Origin of the sequence: Pseudomonas sp. LTGT-11-2Z (genome assembly GCF_003691445.1) — a bacterium.
Classification (GTDB): Bacteria; Pseudomonadota; Gammaproteobacteria; order Pseudomonadales; family Pseudomonadaceae; genus Aquipseudomonas; species Aquipseudomonas monteilii.
The window spans coordinates 1,299,987-1,324,348 of sequence record NZ_CP033104.1; the positions used below are offsets into that span (position 1 = coordinate 1,299,987).

Below are 24,362 nucleotides of genomic sequence, written 5' to 3' on the forward strand. Positions count from 1 at the left end.
ATTCATTGCGGTATCACTCAGCCAATGGCTTTGGACGCCAGCCAGAACAGGCCGGCCGCCAGGCCCATCGAGGCCGGCAGGGTGAGGACCCAGGCCAACAGGATCGTCTTCACGGTGCCGCCTTGCAGGCCGCTTTTGTTGGCGACCATGGTGCCGGCCACGCCGGACGACAGCACGTGGGTGGTCGATACCGGCAGGGCGAACACGTTGGCCATGCCGATGGCGCAGGCCGCGGTGATCTGTGCCGACATGCCCTGTGCATAGGTCATGCCCTGCTTGCCGATCTTCTCGCCGACGGTCAGTACCACACGCTTCCAGCCAACCATGGTGCCCAGGCCCAGGGCCAGGGCGACGGCCACGATCACCCAGAACGGGGCGTATTCGGTCGTGGCAGTGAGGTCTTTGCGCAGTTTCTCCAGGTCGGCCTTTTCACGGGCCTCCAGGCCTGGCAGCTTGCCAACCTTCTTCGCCGTGTCATCCAGGCACAGCAGGTAGCGGCGCACTTCGACACGCTTCTCGGCACTCAGGCTGTGGTAGTCGGTCACGCCTTGCAGCGAGGCCTGCAGCGCGGCAATGGTCGGCTCGGTCTGCTGCGGGTTGCAGCTGAACTGCTCCGGCAGGTCGCTGGCCTTGGCTTTGCCCAGCGCCAGGAACTCGCCCAGGGTGGCGGCGTTGCGCTGATAGAACTGGCTCATGTGCAGGGTGGCGTCGCGGGTACGCTCGATCTGGTAGGTGGTGCTGTTCAGGTCGAGGACGAACTTGGCCGGGACGATACCGATGAGCACCAGCATGATCAGGCCGATGCCTTTCTGGCCGTCGTTCGAACCGTGCACGAAGCTGACGCCCATGGCGGAAACCACCAGCACCATGCGGTTCCAGAATGGCGGGTGCTTCTTGTCGTCGAGTTTGCGGCGCTGGTCGGGGGTTTTGTGCATCTTCGACAGCGGGCGCCACCACTTCAGGCCGATCAGCACCAAGGCGGCAACGGCGAAGCCGGCCATTGGCGAGACCACCAGCGACATGGCGATGTCGATCGCCTTCTGCCAGTTGACGCCGTCACCCAGCGGAATGTCGTTGATCAGGGCGTTGGCCAGGCCGACGCCGAGAATGGAGCCGATCAGCGTGTGCGAGCTGGAAGCGGGGATGCCAAAGTACCAGGTGCCCAGGTTCCAGGTGATGGCCGCAGCCAGCAGCGAGAAGACCATGGCCAGGCCGTGTCCGGTGTTCACGTTGATCAGCAGCTCTACCGGCAGCAGGTGCACGATGGCATAGGCCACCCCGACACCGCCGAGCAGAACGCCAAGGAAGTTGAACACGCCGGAGAAGAACACGGCGAGGTGCGGCGGCATGGCTTTGGTATAGATGACGGTAGCTACCGCGTTGGCGGTGTCATGAAAGCCATTGATGAACTCGAAGGCGAGTACGAAGGTCAAGGCGAGCAGCAGGCTCACCAACACCCAGGCATCCAGTCCGCTGAATAAATCGATCATGAAGGTTGTCTGGCGGTCATAGGGGGGCGGGATTATGCCAGAAAACCTTGGCAATCGATGCACCTGCTACAGACCGATGGCGATCTTCATGGCGTGGGTGCGCCGTGCAAGGTGGGGCATTCAGGCAGGGAAATATCGGCTAACAAGCGTAAATATTGGCGAAATCAGGCATAAAAGCCAAGAAAATGCTGGCTTGCCATCATTCAAACGATCGTATGAAATTTGTGTAATTCCATTTCATCATCGGTCAGGCGGTAAAGATCGAGGCAATTTTGACCGCGCCCGGGCTGGCCGGGCGACGACGCGCTGGCGTAGTCCTGGGGTCAGGGGGTGTCGCTGCGCAGTTCCTTTTCAATGCGTTCCAGTTCCTGGCTGAAAGCCTGGTCGCGCACACTGGCACGTTTGCGCCAAGGTTTGCGTTCCGGATCCGGTTGTGCGGCATAAGTGGTGACTTCGCCGCCGTAAACATCCTTGTAACGTTCAGCCTGGCGCTCGAGTTCTGCGCGCAGTTCATCTTTCGTCACATGCAGTACCTGAATTAAGAGTAATGACGGTTGTTATGCACTGTGCAGCATGCACAGGCTATGCGGGCCGCAACGGCTTGATACAAGGCTTGATACAACAGAAGGTTCCTTGACCACGCTGGCGTCGGGTGCCTGCGCAATCGATTATAGCAACCGGTAATTCGCCGAACATCGTTATTTACCCGGCCCTGGCATCATCTGACGTAAGTAGTGGGATGTGCCTGGAAACAGTTTGGACCTTTCGTACAAGTTTGAAAGGCAAGGCGGATAAAAGTTCGCTGCAACGTCGGGATGATGCCCGAATGAAAAACGGCCTCGCCAGAAGGCGAGGCCGTTGCCTGGGGACTTCTACGGTGGGTACCTGACCAGTCTCTCCAAAGAAGCCACAAGTGGCATGAGAAAGGTATAAGCAAACGTGTCGGCGGTCAATTGCGATTATCGGCCGTTTGTTCGATAATCGCACGAACCGGCGTTTTTTTGAGGTGTGCGATGAGTGACGAAACCCTGGGCAACGATTCTGGCAATCCGGAGGTGGCACGGCCTGCTTCGGCTGCCATGGCGCCGCCGATCGTGGCTTCTCCGGCCAAGCGCATCCAGGCCTTTACCGGCGACCCGGACTTCATGACCTCCCTGGCACGTGGCCTGGCCGTGATCCAGGCGTTCCAGGAGCGCAAGCGCCACCTGACCATCGCCCAGATCAGCCACCGTACGGAAATCCCTCGTGCAGCGGTGCGCCGTTGCCTGCATACGTTGATAAAGCTGGGTTACGCCACCACCGACGGGCGTACCTATTCGCTGTTGCCTAAAGTGCTGACCCTGGGGCATGCATACCTGTCGTCGACACCGCTGGCGATTTCTGCCCAGCCATACCTGGACCGCATCAGCGACCAGTTGCACGAGGCGGCCAACATGGCCACGCTCGAGGGTGACGACATCCTTTATATAGCCCGCTCGGCCACGGTGGAGCGGCTGATTTCGGTCGACCTGTCGGTGGGCGGGCGCCTGCCGGCCTACTGCACGTCGATGGGGCGCATTCTGCTGGCAGCCCTGGACGACACCAGCCTGCGCGAGTACCTGGAGCGTGCCGACCTGAAAGCGCGCACCAGCCGTACCCTGCATGACCCTGAATCCTTGTTCGCCTGCATCCAGCAGGTGCGCGCTCAGGGATGGTGCGTGGTGGACCAGGAACTGGAGCAGGGGCTGCGATCGATTGCGGTGCCGGTGTATGACGCTTCGGGGCAGGTGTTGGCGGCGTTGAACGTGAGTACCCATGTCGGGCGAGTAACGCGTAGTGAACTGGAGCAGCGTTTCTTGCCGATTTTGCTCGCTGCCAGCCGCGACCTTTGTCATCAGTTGTTTGGTTGAAATTGCCGGGGCCGCAAGGCGGCCCCAAAATAGAACAGGCAAAACCGTTTCCTGTGCGATAAACGCACAGTGTCGTTCCGGGTGAATTGCTTCACCTGCGCCCGCTGATTAATGTTTCTCGCAACGGTCGGCCCTGCCTACCGAACAAGAAAAACATAAGAGGCACATAACATGAATACTGTCCCCTCGCTGCCGCGGCCGCACCCGCGCGCAGTACCGTTGTATCCAGGCTGACGCAGGCCATATTCCCTACTCATCGCCCTCTGTGCCGGTTGCCCGTGTGCAGTGGTCTGGCTGTGCCCTACATTCTGGATAACAACAATGAACCAAGCGCAAAACAACGTCGGTAAAAGCCTCGACGTTCAGTCGTTCATCAATCAGCAGCCGCTGTCCCGCTATCAGTGGCGGGTCGTGCTGTTGTGCTTTCTGATCGTCTTCCTCGATGGCCTGGACACTGCCGCCATGGGCTTCATCGCCCCGGCCCTGTCGCAGGAGTGGGGGATCGACCGTGCCAGCCTCGGCCCGGTCATGAGTGCCGCATTGATCGGCATGGTGTTCGGCGCCTTGGGCTCCGGGCCGCTGGCTGACCGCTTCGGCCGTAAAGGTGTTCTGGTGGGCGCGGTGCTGGTGTTCGGCGGTTTCAGCCTGGCTTCGGCCTATGCCACCAACGTCGACCAGTTGCTGGTACTGCGCTTTCTGACGGGCCTGGGCCTTGGTGCCGGTATGCCCAACGCGACTACGCTGCTGTCCGAATACACCCCTGAGCGCCTCAAGTCGTTGCTGGTCACCAGCATGTTCTGTGGTTTCAACTTGGGCATGGCGGGTGGTGGCTTCATTTCCGCCAAGATGATCCCGGCTTACGGCTGGCACAGCCTGCTGGTTATCGGTGGGGTACTGCCGCTGCTGCTGGCGTTGGTGCTGATGGTCTGGCTGCCGGAGTCGGCGCGGTTCCTGGTGGTACGCAACCGAGGCACCGACAAGGTGCGCAAGACCCTGTCGCCCATCGCGCCACAGGTGGTGGCCGAGGCCGGCAGCTTCACCGTACCGGAACAAAAGGCCGTGGCCGCACGCAACGTGTTTGCGGTGATCTTCTCCGGCACTTATGGCCTGGGCACCCTGCTGCTGTGGCTGACCTACTTCATGGGCCTGGTCATCGTCTACCTGCTGACCAGCTGGCTGCCAACCCTGATGCGAGACAGCGGTGCGAGCATGGAGCAGGCCGCGTTCATCGGTGCGCTGTTCCAGTTTGGCGGTGTGCTCAGTGCGGTCGGTGTGGGTTGGGCCATGGACCGTTTCAACCCGCACAAGGTCATCGGCATTTTCTACCTGCTGGCCGGGGTGTTCGCTTACGCCGTGGGGCAGAGCCTGGGCAACATCACCGTGTTGGCCACGCTGGTACTGATTGCGGGTATGTGCGTGAACGGCGCGCAGTCGGCAATGCCTTCGCTGGCGGCACGCTTCTACCCGACCCAGGGCCGGGCCACGGGGGTATCGTGGATGCTGGGCATTGGCCGCTTTGGCGCGATTCTCGGGGCCTGGAGTGGCGCAATGCTGCTGGGCCTGGGCTGGAACTTCGAGCAGGTGCTGACGGCATTGCTGGTGCCGGCGGCGCTGGCGACCGTGGGCGTGATCGTGAAAGGGCTGGTGAGCCACGCAGACGCGACCTGAGGTCGGTAAAGCGCAAGAAGGGGATCGGTAGGTTTGCAACAAATGGTTCGCTAATCGCACAAATAGTCGATTATCGGATTGTAAGCGACCTGCCAGTCTCCTTAATCTGAGCTCACTGAAGCACCCTGACCAGTAGCCTCCAGCAGACCACCCCCGAACCACTGAAGTCGAGCCGTCCGCCCTGCGTGACCTCGAAGCCCGTACCGCAGGAGAAGCTTAATGCGCGACGTATTTATCTGTGACGCCATCCGCACCCCGATCGGCCGCTTCGGCGGCGCCCTGGCCGGCGTGCGTGCCGACGACCTGGCTGCCGTGCCGCTGAAGGCGCTGATCGAGCGCAACCCGAGCGTACAGTGGGATCAAGTCGACGAAGTGTTCTTCGGCTGCGCCAACCAGGCCGGTGAAGACAACCGTAACGTGGCGCGCATGGCGCTGCTGCTGGCCGGCCTGCCCGATAGCATCCCGGGTGTTACCCTGAACCGCCTGTGCGCGTCGGGCATGGATGCCATCGGCACTGCCTTCCGCGCCATCGCCAGCGGCGAAATGGAGCTGGCGATTGCCGGTGGCGTCGAGTCGATGTCGCGTGCCCCGTTCGTCATGGGCAAGGCCGAAAGCGGCTATTCGCGCAACATGAAGCTGGAAGACACCACCATCGGCTGGCGTTTCATCAACCCGCTGATGAAGAGCCAGTACGGCGTGGACTCCATGCCGGAAACCGCCGACAACGTGGCCGACGATTATCAGGTTTCGCGTGCTGACCAGGACGCCTTCGCCCTGCGCAGCCAGCAAAAAGCGGCAGCCGCCCAGGCCGCCGGTTTCTTCGCCGAAGAAATCGTGCCGGTGCGCATTGCGCACAAGAAAGGCGAAACCATCGTCGAGCGTGACGAACACCTGCGCCCGGATACCACACTGGAAGCCCTGACCAAACTCAAGCCAGTCAACGGCCCGGACAAGACAGTGACCGCCGGCAATGCCTCGGGCGTGAACGATGGTGCTGCGGCGCTGATCCTGGCGTCGGCTGAAGCTGTGAAGAAGCACGGCCTGACGCCACGCGCCCGCGTTCTGGGCATGGCCAGTGGCGGTGTTGCCCCACGGGTAATGGGTATTGGCCCGGTGCCGGCGGTGCGCAAGCTGACCGAGCGCTTGGGTGTGGCAGTCAATGATTTCGATGTGATCGAGCTGAACGAAGCCTTTGCCAGCCAAGGTCTGGCGGTGCTGCGTGAGCTGGGTGTGGCCGATGATGCGCCGCAGGTGAACCCTAATGGCGGCGCGATCGCCCTGGGCCACCCGCTGGGCATGAGCGGTGCGCGCCTGGTGCTGACGGCACTGCACCAGCTGGAGAAGAGTGGTGGGCGCAAGGGCCTGGCAACCATGTGTGTAGGGGTTGGCCAGGGTCTGGCTTTGGCCATCGAGCGGGTGTGACCTGTACCGGCCTCTTCGCGGGCAAGCCCGCTCCCACAGGATGATTGTTGCCCACTGCACAACGGAAACCTGTGGGAGCGGGCTTGCCCGCGAAGAGGCCGGTCTTGTTAGACACAAGGCCAATTGCCAGCCAGAAAGCGGAACGAGTGTGTTACCAGGTATGTCTAGACTTACCTGGGACCCTCTTGGAGTAAAACCGTCATGACCTCAACCTATTACACCGGCGAAGAACGCAGCAAGCGCATCTTCGCTATTATCGGTGCCTCATCAGGCAACCTGGTGGAATGGTTCGACTTCTACGTCTACGCGTTCTGCGCGATCTACTTTGCCCCGGCCTTCTTCCCTTCCGACGACCCTACCGTGCAGTTGTTGAACACGGCAGGTGTTTTCGCCGCAGGCTTTTTGATGCGCCCCATCGGTGGCTGGATCTTCGGCCGCCTCGCTGACCGCCATGGTCGCAAGAATTCCCTGATGATCTCGGTGCTGATGATGTGCTTCGGCTCCCTGATGATCGCCTGCCTGCCCACCTATGCCAGCATCGGCACCTGGGCGCCAGCGCTGCTGTTGCTGGCTCGCCTGATCCAGGGGCTGTCGGTAGGCGGCGAATACGGCACCACTGCCACCTACATGAGTGAAGTGGCGTTGCGCGGTCAGCGCGGCTTTTTTGCTTCGTTCCAGTACGTCACTCTGATCGGAGGCCAGTTGCTGGCGGTGCTGGTGGTGGTGATCCTGCAACAGCTGCTCACAGAAGATGAGCTACGTGCCTGGGGCTGGCGCATTCCATTCGTGGTTGGCGCCATTGCCGCGCTGATCTCGCTGATGCTGCGCCGTTCGCTGCACGAAACCAGCAGCGCCGAGACTCGCCAGGACAAGGACGCCGGCACCATCAAGGGCCTGTTCCGCAATCACGCAGCGGCCTTTGTGACCGTGCTCGGCTATACCGCAGGTGGCTCGCTGATCTTCTACACCTTCACCACTTACATGCAGAAATACCTGGTGAACACGGCCGGCATGACGGCAAAAAACGCCAGCTACGTGATGACCGGTGCGTTGTTCCTGTTCATGGTGCTGCAGCCGTTCTTCGGCATGCTGTCCGATCGCATCGGCCGGCGTAATTCGATGCTGCTGTTCGGGGCGCTCGGTACCCTGTGCACCGTGCCGCTGCTGATGGCCCTGAAAACGGTGACCAGCCCGTTCATGGCCTTTGTACTGATCAGCCTGGCGTTGTGTATCGTCAGTTTCTACACCTCGATCAGCGGCCTGGTGAAGGCCGAGATGTTCCCGCCGCAGGTGCGTGCGCTGGGTGTGGGCCTGGCCTATGCAGTGGCCAACGCGGCATTCGGCGGCTCTGCCGAGTACGTGGCCCTGGGCCTGAAGACCCTGGGTATGGAAAACACTTTCTACTGGTACGTGACGGCCATGATGGCGATTGCCTTCCTGTTTAGCCTGCGCTTGCCGAAGCAGGCGGCGTACCTGCACCACGATGATTAAGGACGTGGCATGACCAACCAACTGTTCGACGCCTATTTCACCGCGCCGGCCATGCGCGAGATCTTCTCCGACCGTGGCCGCTTGCAGGGCATGCTCGATTTCGAAGCTGCGCTGGCCCGTGCCGAAGCCGCTGCCGGGCTGGTGCCGCATAGCGCCGTGGCCGCCATTGAGGCAGCTTGCCAGGCCGAGCGCTATGACGTTGGCGCGCTGGCCAATGCCATCGCCACCGCGGGTAACTCGGCAATCCCGCTGGTAAAGGCGTTGGGCAAGGTGATTGCCAGCGGCGTGCCTGAGGCCGAGCGCTATGTGCACCTGGGCGCCACCAGCCAGGATGCGATGGACACCGGGCTGATCTTGCAGCTGCGCAATGCCCTCGACCTGATCGAAGCCGACCTTGGCAAGCTGGCCGACACCCTGTCGCAGCAAGCCTTGAAGCATGCTGATACCCCACTGGTAGGTCGCACTTGGTTGCAGCATGCCACCCCGGTGACCCTGGGCATGAAACTGGCTGGCGTGTTGGGCGCCTTGACCCGCCACCGCCAGCGCCTGCAGGAACTGCGCCCGCGCCTGCTGGTGCTGCAGTTCGGCGGTGCTTCGGGCAGCCTGGCGGCCTTGGGTAGCAAGGCGATGCCGGTGGCCGAGGCCCTGGCGGAACAGCTGAAGCTGACGTTGCCGGAGCAACCCTGGCACACCCAGCGCGACCGCCTGGTGGAGTTTGCCTCTGTGCTGGGCCTGGTGGCCGGTAGCCTGGGCAAGTTCGGCCGCGATGTCAGCTTGCTGATGCAGACCGAGGCGGGGGAGGTGTTCGAGCCTTCCGCGCCGGGCAAGGGCGGTTCCTCCACCATGCCGCACAAGCGCAATCCGGTGGGCGCTGCAGTGCTGATCGGCGCCGCGACCCGCGTCCCTGGCCTGGTATCTACCCTGTTCGCCGCCATGCCGCAGGAACACGAGCGCAGCCTGGGCTTGTGGCATGCCGAGTGGGAAACCCTGCCGGATATCTGCTGCCTGGTTTCCGGCGCGTTGCGCCAGGCCCAGGTCATCGCCGAGGGCATGGAAGTGGATGCAGCGCGCATGCGCCGTAACCTCGACCTTACCCAAGGCCTGGTGCTGGCCGAAGCGGTGAGCATCGTGCTGGCCCAGCGCCTGGGCCGCGACCGTGCCCACCACCTGCTGGAGCAATGCTGCCAGCGCGCCGTGGCCGAACAGCGTCACTTGCGTGCCGTGCTGGGTGACGAACCGCAGGTCAGTGCCGAACTGTCTGCCGAAGAACTTGATCGCCTGCTCGACCCTGCCCACTACCTGGGCCAGGCGCGCGTCTGGGTGGCGCGCGCCGTGACCGAACATCAACATTTCACTGCCTGAAGGAGACCGCTGTGGCGCACTTGCAACTGGCCGATGGCGTTTTGAACTACCAGATCGATGGCCCGGAAAACGCCCCGGTACTCGTCCTGTCCAACTCGCTGGGCACTGACCTGGGCATGTGGGACACCCAGATTCCACTGTGGAGCCAGCATTTCCGAGTGCTGCGCTACGACACCCGTGGCCACGGTGCCTCGCTGGTTACTGAAGGCCCCTACAGCATCGAGCAACTGGGGCGGGACGTGCTGGCCCTGCTCGATGGCCTGGACATCCAGAAAGCGCACTTCGTGGGCCTGTCGATGGGCGGCTTGATCGGCCAGTGGCTGGGCATCAACGCCGGTGATCGCCTGCACAGTCTGACCCTGTGCAACACCGCCGCCAAGATCGCCAATGACGAGGTGTGGAACACCCGTATCGACACCGTGCTAAAAGGCGGCCAGCAGGCCATGGTCGACCTGCGCGATGCGTCCATCGCCCGTTGGTTCACTCCAGGCTTCGCCCAGGCCCAGCCCGCGCAGGCTCAGCGTATCTGTCAGATGCTGGCGCAAACCAGCCCGCAAGGCTATGCCGGCAATTGCGCAGCCGTGCGTGATGCCGATTACCGTGAGCAATTGGGCCGCATCCAGGTGCCGGCGCTGATCGTTGCCGGTACCGAAGACGTGGTGACCACCCCTGAGCATGGCCGCTTCATGCAAGCCGGTATCAACGGGGCCGAGTACGTCGACTTCCCGGCTGCACACCTGTCGAACGTCGAAATCGGTGAGGCCTTCAGCCGCCGCGTGCTCGACTTCCTGCTGGCTCACTGAGGACAACGCCATGGACGAGAAACAACGTTACGACGCCGGCATGCAAGTGCGCCGTGCGGTGCTGGGCGATGCCCATGTGGACCGCAGCCTGGAAAAGCTCAACGACTTCAACGGCGAGTTCCAGGAGATGATCACCCGCCATGCCTGGGGTGATATCTGGACCCGCCCGGGCCTGCCGCGCCATACCCGCAGCCTGATCACCATTGCCATGCTGATCGGCATGAACCGCAACGACGAGCTGAAACTGCACCTGCGCGCGGCGGCCAACAACGGTGTGACCCGCGACGAGATCAAGGAAGTGCTGATGCAGAGCGCGATCTACTGCGGCATCCCGGCGGCCAACGCCACCTTCCACCTGGCCGAGTCGGTGTGGGACGAACTGGGCGTAGAATCGCGCCAGTAAGCGTTATTGCTGAAGCCTGACCGGCCCTGCTGAGGTTTCCACGGCCGACTTCAGGGCCGGGCACAGGCCCAGCATGAACGCAGCTTCTGCCACCACGAACAGCGGCCCGATTATCAGGCCGCTGACATCGTCGACAAAGGCCGGTTTACGGCCTTCGTAGTAATGGCCGACGAACTGGATGACCCAGCCCAGCACGAATGCCCCCAGCCCGGCGCTTAGCCACAGCATTGTGGTCTGCGTTGCCAGCACCTGGCCTACCCACAGGCACAACCCCAACAGCAGCCCCATCACCAGCCCGAAGCGCAGGTCCAGGCGCAGGTAGAACCATACCGAGGCCGCTGCGGCCAGCAGGGCCGGGGATAGCCACATGCCGGCCACCTCCCAGCCTGGGCGCGATAGCAAGATGGTGACGGCCAGCACGATCATGGGGATGCCGACGAAGTGGGTGGCGATGTTGCGTGGATCGCGGTGGTAGCTGGCGTACTGGCTCAGGTGGTCGACGAGGTTTTTCATTGTTGTGCCTCCCTGTTCAGCGTTGTTTGCCTGATAGTGAACAGGATAGCCCGCAGCCACCACCATCATCAGCTCAGCGAATGGCAGCAGCCCGCACTGGCATATCCAGCCCCACCAGCGTCTCGATCATCGCCCGCGCAGCCGGCGACAATCGATAGCCACTGCGACTGACCACGCCACAGCGCACGCTCAACACCTCCAGTGCAGGCGGCAGGTTGCGCCAGTGCAGGCGCACCAGTGTGCCTGCGGCCAAATCTTCGGCCACGGCCTCTTCGCTGGCGGTACCAATGGCATCGCTGGCCTGTACCACGCTGCGCAGCACCGCCAGATGCTCGGTTTGCAGGTGCGGAGTGAAGTCGTTGCGCCCGCTCAGGTTAGCCAGGCGCTTGCGCACACCGGGGGCGAGCAGGGCGCTGGCCAGCGGGTAGCTGAACAGGTCGTTGGTCGACAGGCTGTCCTTGGCCAGCAGCGGATGGCCCGGGCGGCAGAAGAACAGCCCTGGGCGTGGCGACAGGGGCTCGGTGTGGAAATTGGGGTCGGCTTCGAACGGGCGGATATCATCGACGAAAAACTCGATCTGTTCGCGGCGCAAGGCCTGACCGAGGCGTTCGCTGTTGTCCACCAGCAGGGAAGTGCGGATACCGGGATGGCGCTCGATGAAGTGGCGCAGGGCGTCGGGCACCAGGCGCACAGCCAGGGCCGGGCCGCTGCCGAAGTGAAGCTCGCCGGCGTCGAGCTTGGTCATCTGCAGCACTTCGTTGCTCAGCTGCGCGGCGCCTTGAACCAATCGGCGGGCATGTTGCAGCACCACCAGACCTTCGGGGGTAGGCGGCAGGGCTTTGCTGGCGCGGTCTACCAGCGGGCAGCCGAAGGTGTGTTCCAGGCCTTGGATGGCACGGCTGAAGGCGGGCTGGGTAATGCCCATGGCCTCGGCGGCACGGACGAAACTGCGGTATTCGGTAAGGGCGATGAAGTAGCGCAGCTGGCGGAGGTCCATGTCACGGCTCTGGGGCGGGGATCAGGGGCCTATTCAAGCGGTTACATTTTATTCCGTCAAAGAAGGTTTATCGATTTATTTATACCTTAAAGTTATTTTTGGTGCATCTGGCCTCATCGCGGGCAAGCCCGCTCCTACAGGGGATTGTGGGGCCCTGTAGGAGCGGTCTTGTCCGCGATGAGGCCAGTTCAGATCACAACAAATTCAGCGGGTAGCTGACAATCAACCGGTTCTCATCGAACGCGTTGGTGCTGAAGTCCCGGCGCATGGTGGAGTTGCGCCATTTCACCGACAGGTCCTTGAAGCCGCCCGACTGCACCACGTACGCCAGTTCGGTCTCGCGTGCCCACTCCTTGCCATCATCCACGCTGCCCACGGTGACGTTGTCACCCTTGATGTAGCGGTTCATCAACGTCAACCCAGGCACGCCAACGGTGGCGAAGTTGAAGTCATGGCGCACCTGCCAGGAGCGTTCTTTGGCATTGTCGAAGCTGGAGTTGTAGCTGTCGTTAGCCAAGGTGCCGCCGCTGGTGCCGTTGACCCGCATCCAGGCATCGTCGCCGCTGACCTTTTGCAGGCCGACGTAGAAGGTGTGGCCTTGGTAGCGTGCCGAGAGCATGGCCGAGGCGGTGCGGTTGTCCAGCTTGCCGGCGCGTTCGGCACCGTCTTCCTTGCCGATGAAGTAGCCCAGGTTGGCACCCAGGGTCCAGTCGCCCAGCGGTTGGCTGTGCGTCAGGTTGAGGTATTGCTGGCGGTAGATGTCCTTGAGCTGGGCATCCCACAGGCCAATCATGGTGCGCTTGTCGTTGAAGGTGTACTCACCGCCGCCGAAGTTGAAACGGTCGGAGGTGAACGCGCCTTTGCCGTTCATCGACATGTCTTCCATGCTGGCGTCGTTGCGCGGGCTGTTGCCGCGGAACTGGCCGGCATACAGGGTCAGGCCGGCGATTTCCTTCGAGGTCAACTGGCCGCCGCGAAAGGTCTGCGGCAGCGAGCGCCCATCGTCCGAGCGCAGAATGGGCAGTACCGGCATCCATTCACCGACTTTCAGCTCAGTCTCGGACAGCTTGGCTTTAAGTGCCACGCCCAGGCGGCCGAAGTCATCGGCCGGGCGACCGTCATCATGCACCGGCAGCAGGTGCGTGTTGGTGGTGCCTTTGCCGCCGTCGAGCTTGACCGAGTACATGCCCAGTACGTCCACGCCAAAACCGACGGTGCCTTGGGTGAAGCCGGAGCGGGCGTCGAGAATGAAGCTTTGTGTCCATTCTTCGGCCTTGGCCTGCGGGTGGGCGGGGTCGACGAAGTTGCGGTTGATGTAGAAGTTGCGCAGGTTGAGGGTGGCCTTGGCGTCCTCCATGAAACCGCCTTCGGCGGCGAACAGCGGGAAGGCGCAGGACATGGCCAACAGGCCGGGCAGCAGCTGGCGTGCGGGTTGCAAAGTGCTCATCTGTCGTGGATCTCTTGTTTTTATGGGGCGAGCCGGTGCACTGCCGGATCGAACCGGCAGGTGCGGGTCTTTTGGATGAACTTGGGCAACGTTGCGTGAGGGGATGGTGCGGGGTTGTGCGGGGCTGAGGCAATTCGCCGCAAGCGGAATGGGGCGATAATCGAACGGAATGTTCCGGTTGGTTAATTAATTTCCTCCGGCAAATAAAAAGCCCACCGCAAGGGTGGGCCTGATGCTGTTACATGACCAGTCAGCTTTTCGGTACGTCCACCGATGCCTGCTGATTGGCCTGCCCGGTCTGCTCATACCAGCCACCACCAAGCGCCTTGTACAGGTTGACCTCGCTGGTCAGCTGCGACAGGCGGTCGGTGATCAGCGATTGTTGGGCACTGAACAGGTTGCGCTGGGCATCGAGGAAGGTCAGGTTGCTGTCGATCCCGATGCGGTAGCGGCGTTCGGCCAGGCGGTAGTAGTCCTGGTTCGCCTGCACCAGGTCACGCTGGGCCTGCAGTTGCTCTTCGAAGGTTTTTCGCGCCGCAAGGCCATCGGAGACTTCCTGGAAGGCGGTCTGGATGGTTTTTTCGTACTTGGCGACGTTGATGTCCTTCTGGATCTTCGAGTAGTCCAGGCTGGCCTTCAGGCTGCCGGCGTTGAAGATCGGCAGGTTGATCTGCGGCTGGAACAGCCAGGTGCCCTGGCCGCCCGAGAACAGGTGGCCCATGTCGGGGCTCAGGCTGCCAGCGTTGGCCGTCAGGCTGATGCTCGGGAAGAACGCTGCGCGGGCGGCGCCAATATTGGCGTTGGCGGCCTTGAGCAGGTGTTCGGCTTCCTGGATGTCTGGGCGACGCTGGAGGATGTCCGACGGCAGGCCGGCTGGCACTTCGGCCAGTTGGTCGGCATCGAGCTGCAGCGGCTTGGCCAGGTCGGCCGGAATACCGGTGCCCAGCAACACGGTCAGGCTGTTGACGTCCTGGGCGACCAGGCGCTGGTACTGCGAGTACTTGACGCGGGCGCCTTCCACGGCGGTGCGCGCCTGGCTGACATCCAGTGCTGAAGCCACGCCGACTTCGTTGCTGCGACGGGTGAGGTTGTAGCTTTCCTCGTAGGTCTTCAGCGTTTCTTCGGTCAGCTTGAACAGCGCCTGATCGGCCTGCCAGGTGTAATAGGCGTTGGCCACGCTGGCCACCAGGGCGATCTGCGTGGAGCGGCGCGCCTGCTCGCTGGACAGGTAGGTTTCCAACGCCTGCTCGGTGAGGCTGCGCACACGGCCGAACAGGTCCAGCTCATAGGCACTGACGCCCAGGGTGGCCGAGTACTGGCTGGTGATGCCCGATTCACCGGTTTGCGACATGTTTGCCGGCACGCGCTGGCGGCTGCCGCTGCCGGTGGCCGAAACCGCCGGGAACAGGTCGGCACGCTGGATGCGGTATTGCGCGCGGTAGGCGTCGATGTTCAACGCGGCGACGCGCAGGTCGCGGTTGTTGACCAGCGAGGTCTGGATCAGCTGCTGCAGTGCCGGGTCGTGGAAGAACTGGCGCCAGCCCTGTTCGGCGGCGGCAACGTCTGCCGACTGGGTCGGCGAGTACGCAGGGCCTTGCGGCCACTGCGCTGCCACCGGCGATTCCGGGGTCTGGTAGTCGGGAATCAGCGAGCAGCCGCCAAGAATGAAAGCGGTTACCGCCAGGGACAACAAAGACTTGGTCATTGCCCAGCCTCATAACGTGGAGTTTCAGGGGTGACGTCTTTTTCCGGCTCTTTGCTGCCGAACAGCGACGACACTGCGACGAAGAATAGCGGTACCCAGAAGATAGCCAGCACGGTCGCACTGATCATGCCGCCGATCACGCCGGTACCAATGGCGTGCTGGCTGCCGGCGCCGGCGCCACTGGCGATGGTCAACGGTACCACGCCGAGGATGAACGCCAGCGAGGTCATGATGATCGGGCGCAGACGCATGCGGCACGCTTCGATCGCCGCGTCGTACAGGCTGCGGCCTTGCTCGTGCAGTTCCTTGGCGAACTCGACGATCAGGATGGCGTTCTTCGCCGCCAGGCCGATGGTGGTCAACAGGCCGACCAGGAAGTACACGTCGTTGGACAAGCCGCGCAGGCTGGTGGCGATCAGGGCACCGATGATACCCAGCGGTACGACCAGCACTACGGCGATCGGGATCGACCAGCTTTCGTACAGGGCGGCCAGGCACAGGAACACGAATAGTACCGAGAGGGCGAACAGCGCCGGCATTTGCGAGCCGGAGAGTTTTTCCTCGTAGGACATGCCGGTCCAGGAGAAGCCAATGCCGCTTGGCAGTTCGCCAGCAATGCGCTCGACCTCGGCCATGGCTTCACCGGTACTGTAGCCCGGCGCTGGTGCACCCAGAATTTCCATTGCCTCGACACCGTTGTAGCGCGACAGCTTCGGCGAACCGTAGGTCCACTCGCCCTTGGCAAAGGAAGAGAACGGCACCATCTCGCCAGCGCCATTGCGCACGTACCACTTCTGCAGGTCTTCCGGGCTCATCCGGGCGTTTGGTTCGCCCTGGATGTACACCTTCTTGACCCGGCCGCGGTCGATGAAGTCGTTGACGTAGCTGGCACCCAAGGCAATCGACAGGGTGTTGTTGATGTCGGCGATGGTCACGCCCAGGGCGCTGGCACGTTCGTCATCGATGGTCAGCTGGTACTGCGGCTCGTCGTTCAGGCCGTTAGGGCGCACGGCACTGAGGATCTTGCTTTGTGCAGCCTTGGCCAGGAACTGATTGCGCGCTTCCATCAGCTTCTCGTGGCCGACACCGCCGCGGTCCTGCAGGAACACGTCGAAGCCGGTGGCGTTACCCAACTCCAGTACTGCTGGCGGGGCGAAGGCGAACACCATTGCATCGCGGAAGGTGAAGAAGTGCTGCTGGGCACGTTGGGCCAGGGCGAACACGCTGTTCTCCTTGGAACGCTCATCCCAAGGCTTGAGCATGATGAACGCCATACCCGAGCTCTGGCCGCGACCGGCGAAGTTGAAGCCGTTGACGGTGAACACGGAGGCCACGGTGTCGGCTTCTTCCTTCAGCAGGTACTCACGCATCTGGTCAACCACCACCTGGGTACGCTCGGCACTCGAACCGGCCGGGGTCTGTACCTGGGCGAACAGTACGCCTTGGTCTTCCTCAGGCAGGAAGGCGGTAGGAATACGGGCGAACAGCCAGATCATGCCAACCACGATCAGTGCATAGGCCAGCAGGAACGGCACCTTGTTGCGCAGGATGGTACCAACGCTGCGTTCGTAGCCGGTTACGCTGCGGTCGAAGTTGCGGTTGAACCAGCCAAAGAAGCCACGCTTGGCCACATGGTGCTCGCCCTTCTTCAGCGGCTTGAGCATGGTGGCGCACAGGGCCGGGGTGAAGATAAGCGCCACCAGCACCGACAGGCCCATGGCCGAGACGATGGTGATGGAGAACTGCCGGTAGATCACACCGGTGGAACCACCGAAGAACGCCATGGGCAGCAGTACCGCCGACAGCACCAGAGCAATACCCACCAGGGCACCCTGGATCTGCTCCATCGAGCGCTTGGTCGCTTCCTTGGGCGGCAGGCCTTCCTCGGACATTACCCGCTCGACGTTCTCCACCACGACGATGGCGTCGTCCACCAGCAAGCCGATGGCCAGGACCATGGCGAACATGGTCAGGGTGTTGATGCTGAAGCCCGCAGCGGCCAGGATGCCGAAGGTACCCAGCAACACCACCGGAACGGTCATGGTGGTGATGATGGTGGCGCGGAAGTTCTGCAGGAACAGGTACATCACCAGGAACACCAGGACCACGGCTTCGATCAGGGTGTGGATCACGCCGCTGATCGATTCGGTGACCACCGGGGTGGTGTCATACGGGAATACGGCTTTCACCCCCGGCGGGAAGAACGGTTCCAGGTCGGCGATGGTCTGGCGCAGCGCCTTGGCGGTGTCCAGGGCGTTGGCGCCGGTTGCCAGTTTTACCGCCAGGCCGGAAGCCGGCTTGCCGTTGAACTGGGCGCTGACCGCGTAGTTTTCACCGCCCAGGCCTACCTGGGCGACATCACCCAGACGTACCTGCGAACCGTCGCTGTTGACCTTGAGCAGGATCTTCTCGAACTGCTCGGCAGTCTGCAGACGGGTCTTGCCGATGATGGTGGCGTTCAGCTGGGTACCCGGCAACGCTGGCAGGCCGCCGAGCTGACCGGAAGACACCTGCACGTTCTGCGCGGCCACGGCGGTCTTGACGTCGACCGGGGTCAGCTGGAACTTGTTCAGCTTGGCCGGATCGAGCCAGATACGCATGGCGTACTGGGCACCGAACACCTGGAAGTCACCCACCCCCGCAGTACGCGAGATCGGGTCCTGCATGTTGGAGACGATGTAGTTGGCCAGGTCGTCCTTGGTCATGCTGCCGTCTTCGGACACCAGGCCGATCACCAGCAGGAAGTTTTTAACGGCCTTGGTAACGCGAATACCTTGCTGCTGCACTTCTTGCGGCAGCAGCGGGGTGGCCAGGTTCAGCTTGTTCTGTACCTGCACCTGCGCAGTGTCGGCGTTGGTGCCTTGTTCGAAGGTAGCGGTAATGGTCATGCTGCCGTCGGAGTTACTTTCCGACGACACATAACGCAGATTGTCGATACCGTTGAGCTGCTGCTCGATCACCTGTACCACGGTGTCCTGCACGGTTTGCGCCGAGGCGCCCGGGTAGGTCACGGCGATGGCGATGGCCGGCGGCGCGATGCTGGGGTACTGGTTGATCGGCAACTTCAGGATCGACAAGGCGCCGACCAGCATTATCACCAAGGCGATCACCCAGGCGAAGATCGGGCGATCGATAAAGAACTTCGACATGGTTTACTCCGCTTTGGCGTCTGCTTTCGCCGCGTTGGCCTGATCAGGGCTGGCCGGCTTCTTGACGTTGGTGGCTTCGCTGACCTTCACTTCGACGCCCGGGCGTACGTACTGCAGCCCTTCGGTGATCAGGCGGTCACCCGGGTTGAGGCCTTCCTCGATCAGCCAGTCGCTGCCCAAGGTACGGTTGGCCTTGAGCTGGCGCAGCTCGACCTTGTTCTCCTGGTTGACCACCAGCGCGGTTGGCGCGCCTTTGAGGTCGCGGGTCACGCCTTGTTGCGGCGCCAGGATGGCGTTGGCGTTGACACCGGCCTTCAGCCGCGCATGCACGAACATGCCAGGCAGCAAGGTGTGGTCGGGGTTGGGGAAGATGGCGCGCAGGGTGACCGAGCCGGTGGTCTCGTCAACCGCGACTTCGGAGAACTCCAGACGACCTTCCTGCTTGAACAGGCTGCCGTCTTCCAGCACCAGCTGTACCGAGGCGGTGTTGTCGCCGGCCTTCTGCAACTGGCCGCTTTCCAGGTCACGGCGCAGCTTGAGCAGCTCGGCGGTGGACTGGGTGACGTCGACGTAGATCGGGTCGAGTTGCTGGATGGTGGCCATGGCGTTGGTCTGGCCATTGCTCACCAGCGCACCTTCGGTGACCGAAGAACGGCCGATACGGCCACTGATCGGTGCCAGCACCTTGGTGTAGCGCAGGTCGATCTGGGCGCTTTTCAGCGAAGCCTCGGCCTGCAATCGTTTGGCATTGGCGTCGTCGTATTCCTGTTTGGAAACGGCTTGCTCGTCGATCAGTTGCTTGTAGCGCTCGGCCAGCGAGCGGGTCGCCTGCAGGTTTGCCTGGGCATTGGCCAGGGTGGCTTCGTACACGGCAGGGTCGATCTGGTAGAGCTGCTGGCCTTCCTTGACCTCACTGCCTTCCTTGAACAGGCGCTTGAGGATAATGCCGTTGACCTGCGGGCGCACTTCGGCGACGCGGTAGGCACTGGTACGCCCCGGCAATTCCGAGGTCAGGGTGAAGGCTTGGGGCTGGATGGTCACGACGCCGACCTGAGGAGCCTGCGCCGCTGGCGCTGCTTCTTCTTTCTTACAGCCACTGAGCAGGGTTGCCAGGGCGACGGCGGAAACCAGAGCGGTAACGGCTGGCTTGAATTGCATGAGGATCCTCGGGTCGCTGGAGCAGGGAGACGCTCAAGAGTAGTGGAAGTGTCTTGATCTGGAAAAGTTGCTATCCGGTGGATAAATAGCTTGCTAAGGAATATACTTACATTCATGGTTGTTTGTAAATACCGCTGAGTTGTACTGAGGTACCGCCACAGCCCTTGATTAGCTCATCCGCGAGGCCCCTGCAGAGGTGCCCCCGGAGCGTTCCCCGTACGCGCTGCGCGTTCGGGCCAGATGAGGTTGTACTGCCATGGTCCGTCGAACCAAAGAGGAAGCCCAGGAAACCCGCGCCCAGATCATCGAGGCGGCGGAAAAGGCCTTCTACAAGCGCGGGGTTGCGCGAACCACCCTGGCCGACATCGCCGAACTGGCGGGTGTGACGCGCGGGGCGATCTACTGGCACTTCAACAACAAGGCCGAACTGGTGCAGGCGCTGCTCGACAGCCTGCACGAGACCCATGACCATTTGGCGCGGGCCAGCGAAAGCGAGGACGAAGTCGACCCGCTTGGCTGCATGCGCAAGCTGTTGTTGCAGGTGTTCAACGAGCTGGTGCTCGATGCCCGAACCCGGCGTATCAATGAAATCCTGCATCACAAGTGCGAGTTCACCGATGACATGTGTGAAATTCGCCAGCAGCGCCAGGGCGCGGTGCTGGATTGCCACAAGGGCATCACCCTGGCGCTGGCCAATGCCGTGCGCCGGGGCCAGTTGCCTGGCGAGCTGGATGTCGAGCGCGCGGCGGTGGCCATGTTTGCCTTTGTCGATGGCCTGATCGGGCGCTGGCTGTTGCTGCCTGACAGTGTCGATCTGTTGGGTGATGTCGAAAAATGGGTCGACACCGGGTTGGATATGCTGCGCTTGAGCCCGGCACTGCGCAAATGACACTTTGTTAAGGATTGTGAGGGAGTGTTTCCCCTCTGTATTAAGCGGTGATTAAAGGCGGGGCCGGCGGGTGGCCCCGCGCTTCAGCGCCCCCGCAGTTGCCGGTCGGGCAATGCCACTGCTGCTGCCAGCCCGAGCACCGCAATCAGGGCACTCCCCATCAGTAAATGACGGAATGTTTCAGTCAGGCGCGCCTGTGTCACCAAGTCCACTTCACCGGCCTTCAGGCTCCCCAGCAACGGGTTACCCAGCATTTCAAATCCGCCCTGATGCAGCAGCGCCAGCAACAGGCTGGACATGCAGGCCACGCCCATGGCCCCGCCCAGCGAACGGAAAAGGTTGGTGGTACTGGTGGCCACACCAATGTCTTTGCTTTCCACCGCGCTTTGCGTGCCCACCAGCGATGTCGGGAACTGCAGCCCGCAGGCGATGCCGGTCAGCAGCATGAACAGCGCGCTGAGCAAAGCCGATTGTGGCGGCGTCAGCGCCATGGCGAAAATGGCCACGGGCATCAACAATGCACCTGCCAGGATCTGCGGCTTGTAGCGCCCCGTGCGGCTGGTCATGCGACCGCCGGTGAAGGCGCCAAGGGGCAGGCCCATGGCCAGTGGCAACAGGTGCAGCGCGGCGCTGTCGGCGCCAGCACCCGTGATGCCCTGGTAGCGCAACGGCATGAGCATCGTCAGGGAAATCGACTGGAAGCTGGCGAAAAAGATCACCCCCCAGCACAGCACCGCCACCCGATTGCTGAACAGGCCCAAGGGCAATAGCGGCTCCGGGCAGCGCCGCTCATGTGCGATGAACAACGCAAGGCCCAGTACAGCGCAGGCGAACAGGGCCAGTACGGCAGGATCAATCCAGGCGTGGCCCTGACCGACCAAGGTGATGCCTAGCAACAAGCTGCCCAGGCCGAGGATCAGCAGCACGGCGCCGAGGTAATCCACCTGGGCCTCGCGGCGTTGCGCCGGCATGCCACCGAGGGCACGGCGGATCGCCCACAAGGCAACCAGCCCCAGCGGCAGGTTGATCCAGAATACCCAGCGCCACGACAAGTACTCGGTCAGCCAGCCGCCCAGCACTGGCCCGGCGACGCTGGCCACGGCGTACATGCTGCTGAAGTAACCTTGGTAGCGGCCGCGCTCACGCGGTGGCACGAAATCGCCGATGATCGCCTGGCTGACCGAGACCATGCCGCCCGCGCCAATGCCTTGCAGTACACGGGCCAGCACCAGCTGTTGCATGTCCTGGGCCATGGCGCACGCGATGGAGGCCAGGGTGAACAGGCTGATACCGGTCAGGATCATCCGCCGCCGCCCGTACAGATCGCCCAGTTTGCCGTAGATCGGCACGGCCACGGTCATCGCCACCATGTAGCCGGAGATGACCCAGGCCAGCAGGCCGACATCGTTGAACTGGGCCGAGATTGCCGGCAGCGAGACGGCGACGATGGTCTGGTCCAGTGCGCCGAGAAAAATGGCCAGCATGAGAGCGGTGAGCACGTTGCGCAGGGTGGTGGGGGGCAGGGCGGCGGTCACGGGAATACCTTGTCTGTCTGTTACGGCCTCTTTGGGCAAGTCGGATTGTAACCTGAGTTAGGTAGCTTCCTATGTACTATCTGCATCCCCTATGCCGAATCGGCATTGGCGCATTCATCCAGTGCGGCATGGCTGCGTGATATCGTTGGTATGCCACAGAGGCTGAAATTCGCGGCCTGCACCAGCTTGGTGCAACATTCTGCCGCAGGTTTTTCAGTGTGCTGTCTCCCACACCTTTTATTCCTCTGCCTGCATGTCGAGCATGACCGCCCAGATGGCGACGGTTGGAACAGGTCAGGTAGACCCGATTACAGGGGTCGGTAGTTACCGTTCAAATTTCAACTTAAATTGCGGAGTGATCATGCCCAAGGCTTCCCATCAAGATCTGCGTTTTGCCTTCCGCGAGCTGCTCGCTTCAGGTTCTTGTTACCACACTGCATCGGTGTTCGACCCGATGTCTGCGCGCATTGCCGCAGACCTCGGCTTCGAGGTCGGTATCCTCGGTGGCTCCGTTGCTTCGTTGCAGGTATTGGCCGCGCCGGACTTTGCCCTCATTACCCTCAGCGAGTTCGTCGAACAAGCCACCCGTATTGGCCGGGTAGCGCAGCTGCCGTTCCTGGCTGACGCCGACCATGGCTATGGCAACGCATTGAACGTGATGCGCACGGTGATCGAGCTGGAGCGCGCCGGCGTGGCTGCGCTGACCATCGAGGACACCCTGCTGCCCGCCCAGTTCGGGCGCAAGTCCACCGACCTTATTCCGGTCGAGGAGGGCGTTGGCAAGATTCGTGCGGCGCTGGAGGCGCGGGTCGATTCGTCGTTGTCGATCATTGCCCGCACCAACGCAGGCGTGCTCACCACCGAAGAAATCATCGTGCGCACCCAGAGCTACCAGAAAGCCGGTGCCGATGGTATCTGCATGGTGGGGGTAAAAGACTTCGAGCAGCTTGAGCAAATTGCCGAGCACCTGACCGTACCGCTGATGCTGGTCACCTATGGCAACCCGAACCTGCGCGATGACGAGCGCCTGGCGCGCCTGGGCGTGCGTATAGTGGTCGATGGTCACGCGGCCTACTTTGCTGCCATCAAGGCCACCTACGACTGCCTGCGCCTGCAACGTGGCCAGCAGAACAAGTCGGAAAACCTCAGCGCGACCGAACTCTCGCACACCTACACCCAGCCCGAGGACTACATCCGCTGGGCCAAGGAATACATGAGCGTGGAAGAGTGACCGGCGGCGCGCCGTCAACTCAACGGACGGCGCTCAAGGTTGCGGTGTGAGGCACGCAATGTGCCTGCTCGCAGCTGTTGGCGGCACTGGGCTGGCTGCGTAGCAGCTCGGCGCGCCAACAGGCTGAGCCGTACAGCCCTGCGACAGCAGTCAGGGCCATGACAAGGGCGACTCTTCTTGATTTGATGCCCATGGTACTCACCTCCTGTTACAGCGACAGGTGATACCTTTAATCGTAGGTCATTTCTCACGTTACATCAGAGATCCCGGTCCCACTCGGGTTCGTCCTTGAACCGCTGCACCAGAAAATCCAGCATGCTGCGCAAGGTGGGCGGCATGTGCTTGCGTGACGTGTACACCGCATTCAGGTTCAGTTCGCGGGGCTTTGCCTCGGGCAGCAGGCGCACCAGTTCGCCCCGGCGCAGGGCATCGGCGGCCTGGTAGGTTGGCAGCATGGCGATACCCGCGCCAGCCATCGCGGCCTTTTGCAATGTCATGGCTTCGTTGGCACTGATGTTCCCTGTTATCGGCACGGCGATCTGTTGGCCGCCCACCTCGAAATGCCACAGGCTATGGCCGAAATAGGCATGGGTCAGGCAGTTGTGCCGGCTCAGTTCTTCGACCCGCTTCGGCGTGCCATGCTCAAGCAGGTAGGCGGGGGACGCACACACCACCGAGCGGCATATGCTCAGGCGCCGGGCGATCAGGTTGGGGTCCAGGTCGTTGCTGGTGCGGATGGCCAGGTCGATACGCTCATCCACCAGGTTGACGGTACGGTCGAGCATCTGCAGTTCCACCTTCACGCCTGGGTAGCGCCGCACATAGGCAGCCACTGCATCCACCAGTTGCGCCTGGCCAAAGGACGTACTGACGCTGATGCGCAATGCGCCCTTGGGCGCGTCATCTGGCTGTTGCACGGCAGCCTGCAGGTCACCGGCCAACTCCAGCAACTGCCGACAGCGTGGCAGGGTTTCCTGGCCGGCGGCGGTGAGGCTGAGCTTGCGTGTGGTGCGCTGCATCAGGCGCGCGCCCACCCAGTCTTCCAGCGCTGCCAGGTAGCGCGACACCACCGGCCGCGATAGCTGCAAATGATCCGCCGCTGCCGACTGGCTGCCCAGGTCGACGACGGTGACGAAAACGCGCATGGCGTTGAGACGGTCCATGATTTGCCCGGTTTCAGAAACAAACTATGTTCGAGCATCGCATTTTT

19 protein-coding genes are annotated in these 24,362 nt (G+C 62.3%); 9 read left to right on the forward strand and 10 right to left on the reverse strand.

Annotated elements, in window-relative coordinates; genetic code table 11:
• Positions 1–17: 17 nt before the first annotated feature.
• Positions 18–1,490: an inorganic phosphate transporter gene (locus D8767_RS05945; RefSeq protein ID WP_028698590.1), complete on the reverse strand. Its 1,473-nt coding sequence runs from the start codon at positions 1,488–1,490 to the stop codon at positions 18–20.
• 323 nt (positions 1,491–1,813) lie between these two features.
• Positions 1,814–2,014 (reverse strand): hypothetical protein, encoded by a 201-nt coding sequence (locus tag D8767_RS05950; protein WP_016713632.1) that lies wholly within the window; start codon positions 2,012–2,014, stop codon positions 1,814–1,816.
• 489 nt (positions 2,015–2,503) lie between these two features.
• Between D8767_RS05950 and pcaR the strand changes: the two genes are divergently transcribed.
• The 7 genes from pcaR (at position 2,504) to pcaC (ending at position 10,528) form a co-directional block, all read left to right on the forward strand.
• Positions 2,504–3,379 carry a pca regulon transcriptional regulator PcaR gene (gene pcaR, locus D8767_RS05960; RefSeq protein ID WP_016713633.1) on the forward strand — a complete coding sequence of 292 codons (876 nt, stop codon included), beginning with the start codon at positions 2,504–2,506 and terminating at the stop codon, positions 3,377–3,379.
• A gap of 321 nt (positions 3,380–3,700) precedes the next feature.
• Positions 3,701–5,047: an MFS transporter gene (locus tag D8767_RS05965; protein ID WP_016713634.1), complete on the forward strand. Its 1,347-nt coding sequence runs from the start codon at positions 3,701–3,703 to the stop codon at positions 5,045–5,047.
• 219 nt (positions 5,048–5,266) lie between these two features.
• On the forward strand, positions 5,267–6,469 hold the full coding sequence (gene pcaF / locus D8767_RS05970; RefSeq protein WP_016713635.1) for a 3-oxoadipyl-CoA thiolase: 1,203 nt from the start codon (positions 5,267–5,269) through the stop codon (positions 6,467–6,469).
• Positions 6,470–6,670: 201 nt separating this feature from the next.
• Positions 6,671–7,960 carry an MFS family transporter gene (locus tag D8767_RS05975; RefSeq protein ID WP_016713636.1) on the forward strand — a complete coding sequence of 430 codons (1,290 nt, stop codon included), beginning with the start codon at positions 6,671–6,673 and terminating at the stop codon, positions 7,958–7,960.
• A gap of 9 nt (positions 7,961–7,969) precedes the next feature.
• Positions 7,970–9,322 (forward strand): 3-carboxy-cis,cis-muconate cycloisomerase, encoded by a 1,353-nt coding sequence (locus D8767_RS05980; protein WP_016713637.1) that lies wholly within the window; start codon positions 7,970–7,972, stop codon positions 9,320–9,322.
• A gap of 11 nt (positions 9,323–9,333) precedes the next feature.
• A complete protein-coding gene (gene pcaD / locus D8767_RS05985; RefSeq protein WP_016713638.1) occupies positions 9,334–10,125 on the forward strand; it encodes a 3-oxoadipate enol-lactonase in 792 nt (263 codons plus the stop codon).
• A 10-nt stretch (positions 10,126–10,135) separates the two neighbouring features.
• Positions 10,136–10,528, forward strand: coding sequence for a 4-carboxymuconolactone decarboxylase (gene pcaC, locus D8767_RS05990; RefSeq protein WP_010952489.1), 393 nt, complete (start codon positions 10,136–10,138; stop codon positions 10,526–10,528).
• Between the two features lie 3 nt (positions 10,529–10,531).
• On the opposite strand, the gene D8767_RS05995 is transcribed toward pcaC, so the two are convergent.
• The 6 genes from D8767_RS05995 to ttgA form a co-directional block, all read right to left on the reverse strand.
• On the reverse strand, positions 10,532–11,041 hold the full coding sequence (locus D8767_RS05995; protein ID WP_016713639.1) for a DUF962 domain-containing protein: 510 nt from the start codon (positions 11,039–11,041) through the stop codon (positions 10,532–10,534).
• Positions 11,042–11,114: 73 nt separating this feature from the next.
• Positions 11,115–12,038: a LysR family transcriptional regulator gene (locus D8767_RS06000; protein WP_016713640.1), complete on the reverse strand. Its 924-nt coding sequence runs from the start codon at positions 12,036–12,038 to the stop codon at positions 11,115–11,117.
• Between the two features lie 193 nt (positions 12,039–12,231).
• Positions 12,232–13,485, reverse strand: coding sequence for an OprD family porin (locus D8767_RS06005; RefSeq protein WP_016713641.1), 1,254 nt, complete (start codon positions 13,483–13,485; stop codon positions 12,232–12,234).
• Between the two features lie 250 nt (positions 13,486–13,735).
• On the reverse strand, positions 13,736–15,190 hold the full coding sequence (locus tag D8767_RS06010; protein WP_016713642.1) for an AdeC/AdeK/OprM family multidrug efflux complex outer membrane factor: 1,455 nt from the start codon (positions 15,188–15,190) through the stop codon (positions 13,736–13,738).
• Complete coding sequence (gene ttgB / locus D8767_RS06015; RefSeq protein ID WP_016713643.1) at positions 15,187–18,339, reverse strand: multidrug efflux RND transporter permease subunit TtgB; 3,153 nt, start codon at positions 18,337–18,339, stop codon at positions 15,187–15,189. The genes D8767_RS06010 and ttgB overlap by 4 nt, the downstream gene beginning before the upstream one ends.
• A gap of 3 nt (positions 18,340–18,342) precedes the next feature.
• On the reverse strand, positions 18,343–19,497 hold the full coding sequence (gene ttgA / locus D8767_RS06020) for a toluene efflux RND transporter periplasmic adaptor subunit TtgA (protein ID WP_016713644.1): 1,155 nt from the start codon (positions 19,495–19,497) through the stop codon (positions 18,343–18,345).
• A gap of 256 nt (positions 19,498–19,753) precedes the next feature.
• Between ttgA and ttgR the strand changes: the two genes are divergently transcribed.
• Positions 19,754–20,386, forward strand: coding sequence for an efflux transport transcriptional regulator TtgR (gene ttgR, locus D8767_RS06025; protein ID WP_016713645.1), 633 nt, complete (start codon positions 19,754–19,756; stop codon positions 20,384–20,386).
• Between the two features lie 83 nt (positions 20,387–20,469).
• On the opposite strand, the gene D8767_RS06030 is transcribed toward ttgR, so the two are convergent.
• Complete coding sequence (locus D8767_RS06030; RefSeq protein WP_016713646.1) at positions 20,470–21,921, reverse strand: MDR family MFS transporter; 1,452 nt, start codon at positions 21,919–21,921, stop codon at positions 20,470–20,472.
• A 361-nt stretch (positions 21,922–22,282) separates the two neighbouring features.
• On the opposite strand from D8767_RS06030, the gene D8767_RS06035 reads away from it, so the two are divergent.
• Positions 22,283–23,152, forward strand: coding sequence for an oxaloacetate decarboxylase (locus D8767_RS06035; RefSeq protein ID WP_016713647.1), 870 nt, complete (start codon positions 22,283–22,285; stop codon positions 23,150–23,152).
• A 257-nt stretch (positions 23,153–23,409) separates the two neighbouring features.
• Here the strand turns inward: D8767_RS06035 and D8767_RS06040 are convergent, their stop codons facing one another.
• Entirely contained in the window at positions 23,410–24,315 is a 906-nt protein-coding gene (locus tag D8767_RS06040; protein WP_016713648.1) for a LysR family transcriptional regulator, read from the reverse strand.
• Positions 24,316–24,362: the final 47 nt, after the last annotated feature.

Bases quoted from the DNA above. Each gene is read 5' to 3' on its own strand.
- D8767_RS06010 (WP_016713642.1), bottom strand. From the start codon at position 15,190: ATGACCAAGTCTTTGTTGTCCCTGGCGGTAACCGCTTTCATTCTTGGC.
- pcaF (WP_016713635.1), top strand. From the start codon at position 5,267: ATGCGCGACGTATTTATCTGTGACGCCATCCGCACCCCGATCGGCCGC.
- D8767_RS06040 (WP_016713648.1), bottom strand. From the start codon at position 24,315: ATGGACCGTCTCAACGCCATGCGCGTTTTCGTCACCGTCGTCGACCTG.
- D8767_RS05975 (WP_016713636.1), top strand. From the start codon at position 6,671: ATGACCTCAACCTATTACACCGGCGAAGAACGCAGCAAGCGCATCTTC.
- ttgR (WP_016713645.1), top strand. From the start codon at position 19,754: ATGGTCCGTCGAACCAAAGAGGAAGCCCAGGAAACCCGCGCCCAGATC.
- D8767_RS05965 (WP_016713634.1), top strand. From the start codon at position 3,701: ATGAACCAAGCGCAAAACAACGTCGGTAAAAGCCTCGACGTTCAGTCG.
- D8767_RS06035 (WP_016713647.1), top strand. From the start codon at position 22,283: ATGCCCAAGGCTTCCCATCAAGATCTGCGTTTTGCCTTCCGCGAGCTG.
- ttgB (WP_016713643.1), bottom strand. From the start codon at position 18,339: ATGTCGAAGTTCTTTATCGATCGCCCGATCTTCGCCTGGGTGATCGCC.
- pcaR (WP_016713633.1), top strand. From the start codon at position 2,504: ATGAGTGACGAAACCCTGGGCAACGATTCTGGCAATCCGGAGGTGGCA.
- D8767_RS05995 (WP_016713639.1), bottom strand. From the start codon at position 11,041: ATGAAAAACCTCGTCGACCACCTGAGCCAGTACGCCAGCTACCACCGC.
- ttgA (WP_016713644.1), bottom strand. From the start codon at position 19,497: ATGCAATTCAAGCCAGCCGTTACCGCTCTGGTTTCCGCCGTCGCCCTG.
- pcaC (WP_010952489.1), top strand. From the start codon at position 10,136: ATGGACGAGAAACAACGTTACGACGCCGGCATGCAAGTGCGCCGTGCG.
- D8767_RS06000 (WP_016713640.1), bottom strand. From the start codon at position 12,038: ATGGACCTCCGCCAGCTGCGCTACTTCATCGCCCTTACCGAATACCGC.
- D8767_RS06005 (WP_016713641.1), bottom strand. From the start codon at position 13,485: ATGAGCACTTTGCAACCCGCACGCCAGCTGCTGCCCGGCCTGTTGGCC.
- D8767_RS05980 (WP_016713637.1), top strand. From the start codon at position 7,970: ATGACCAACCAACTGTTCGACGCCTATTTCACCGCGCCGGCCATGCGC.
- D8767_RS05945 (WP_028698590.1), bottom strand. From the start codon at position 1,490: ATGATCGATTTATTCAGCGGACTGGATGCCTGGGTGTTGGTGAGCCTG.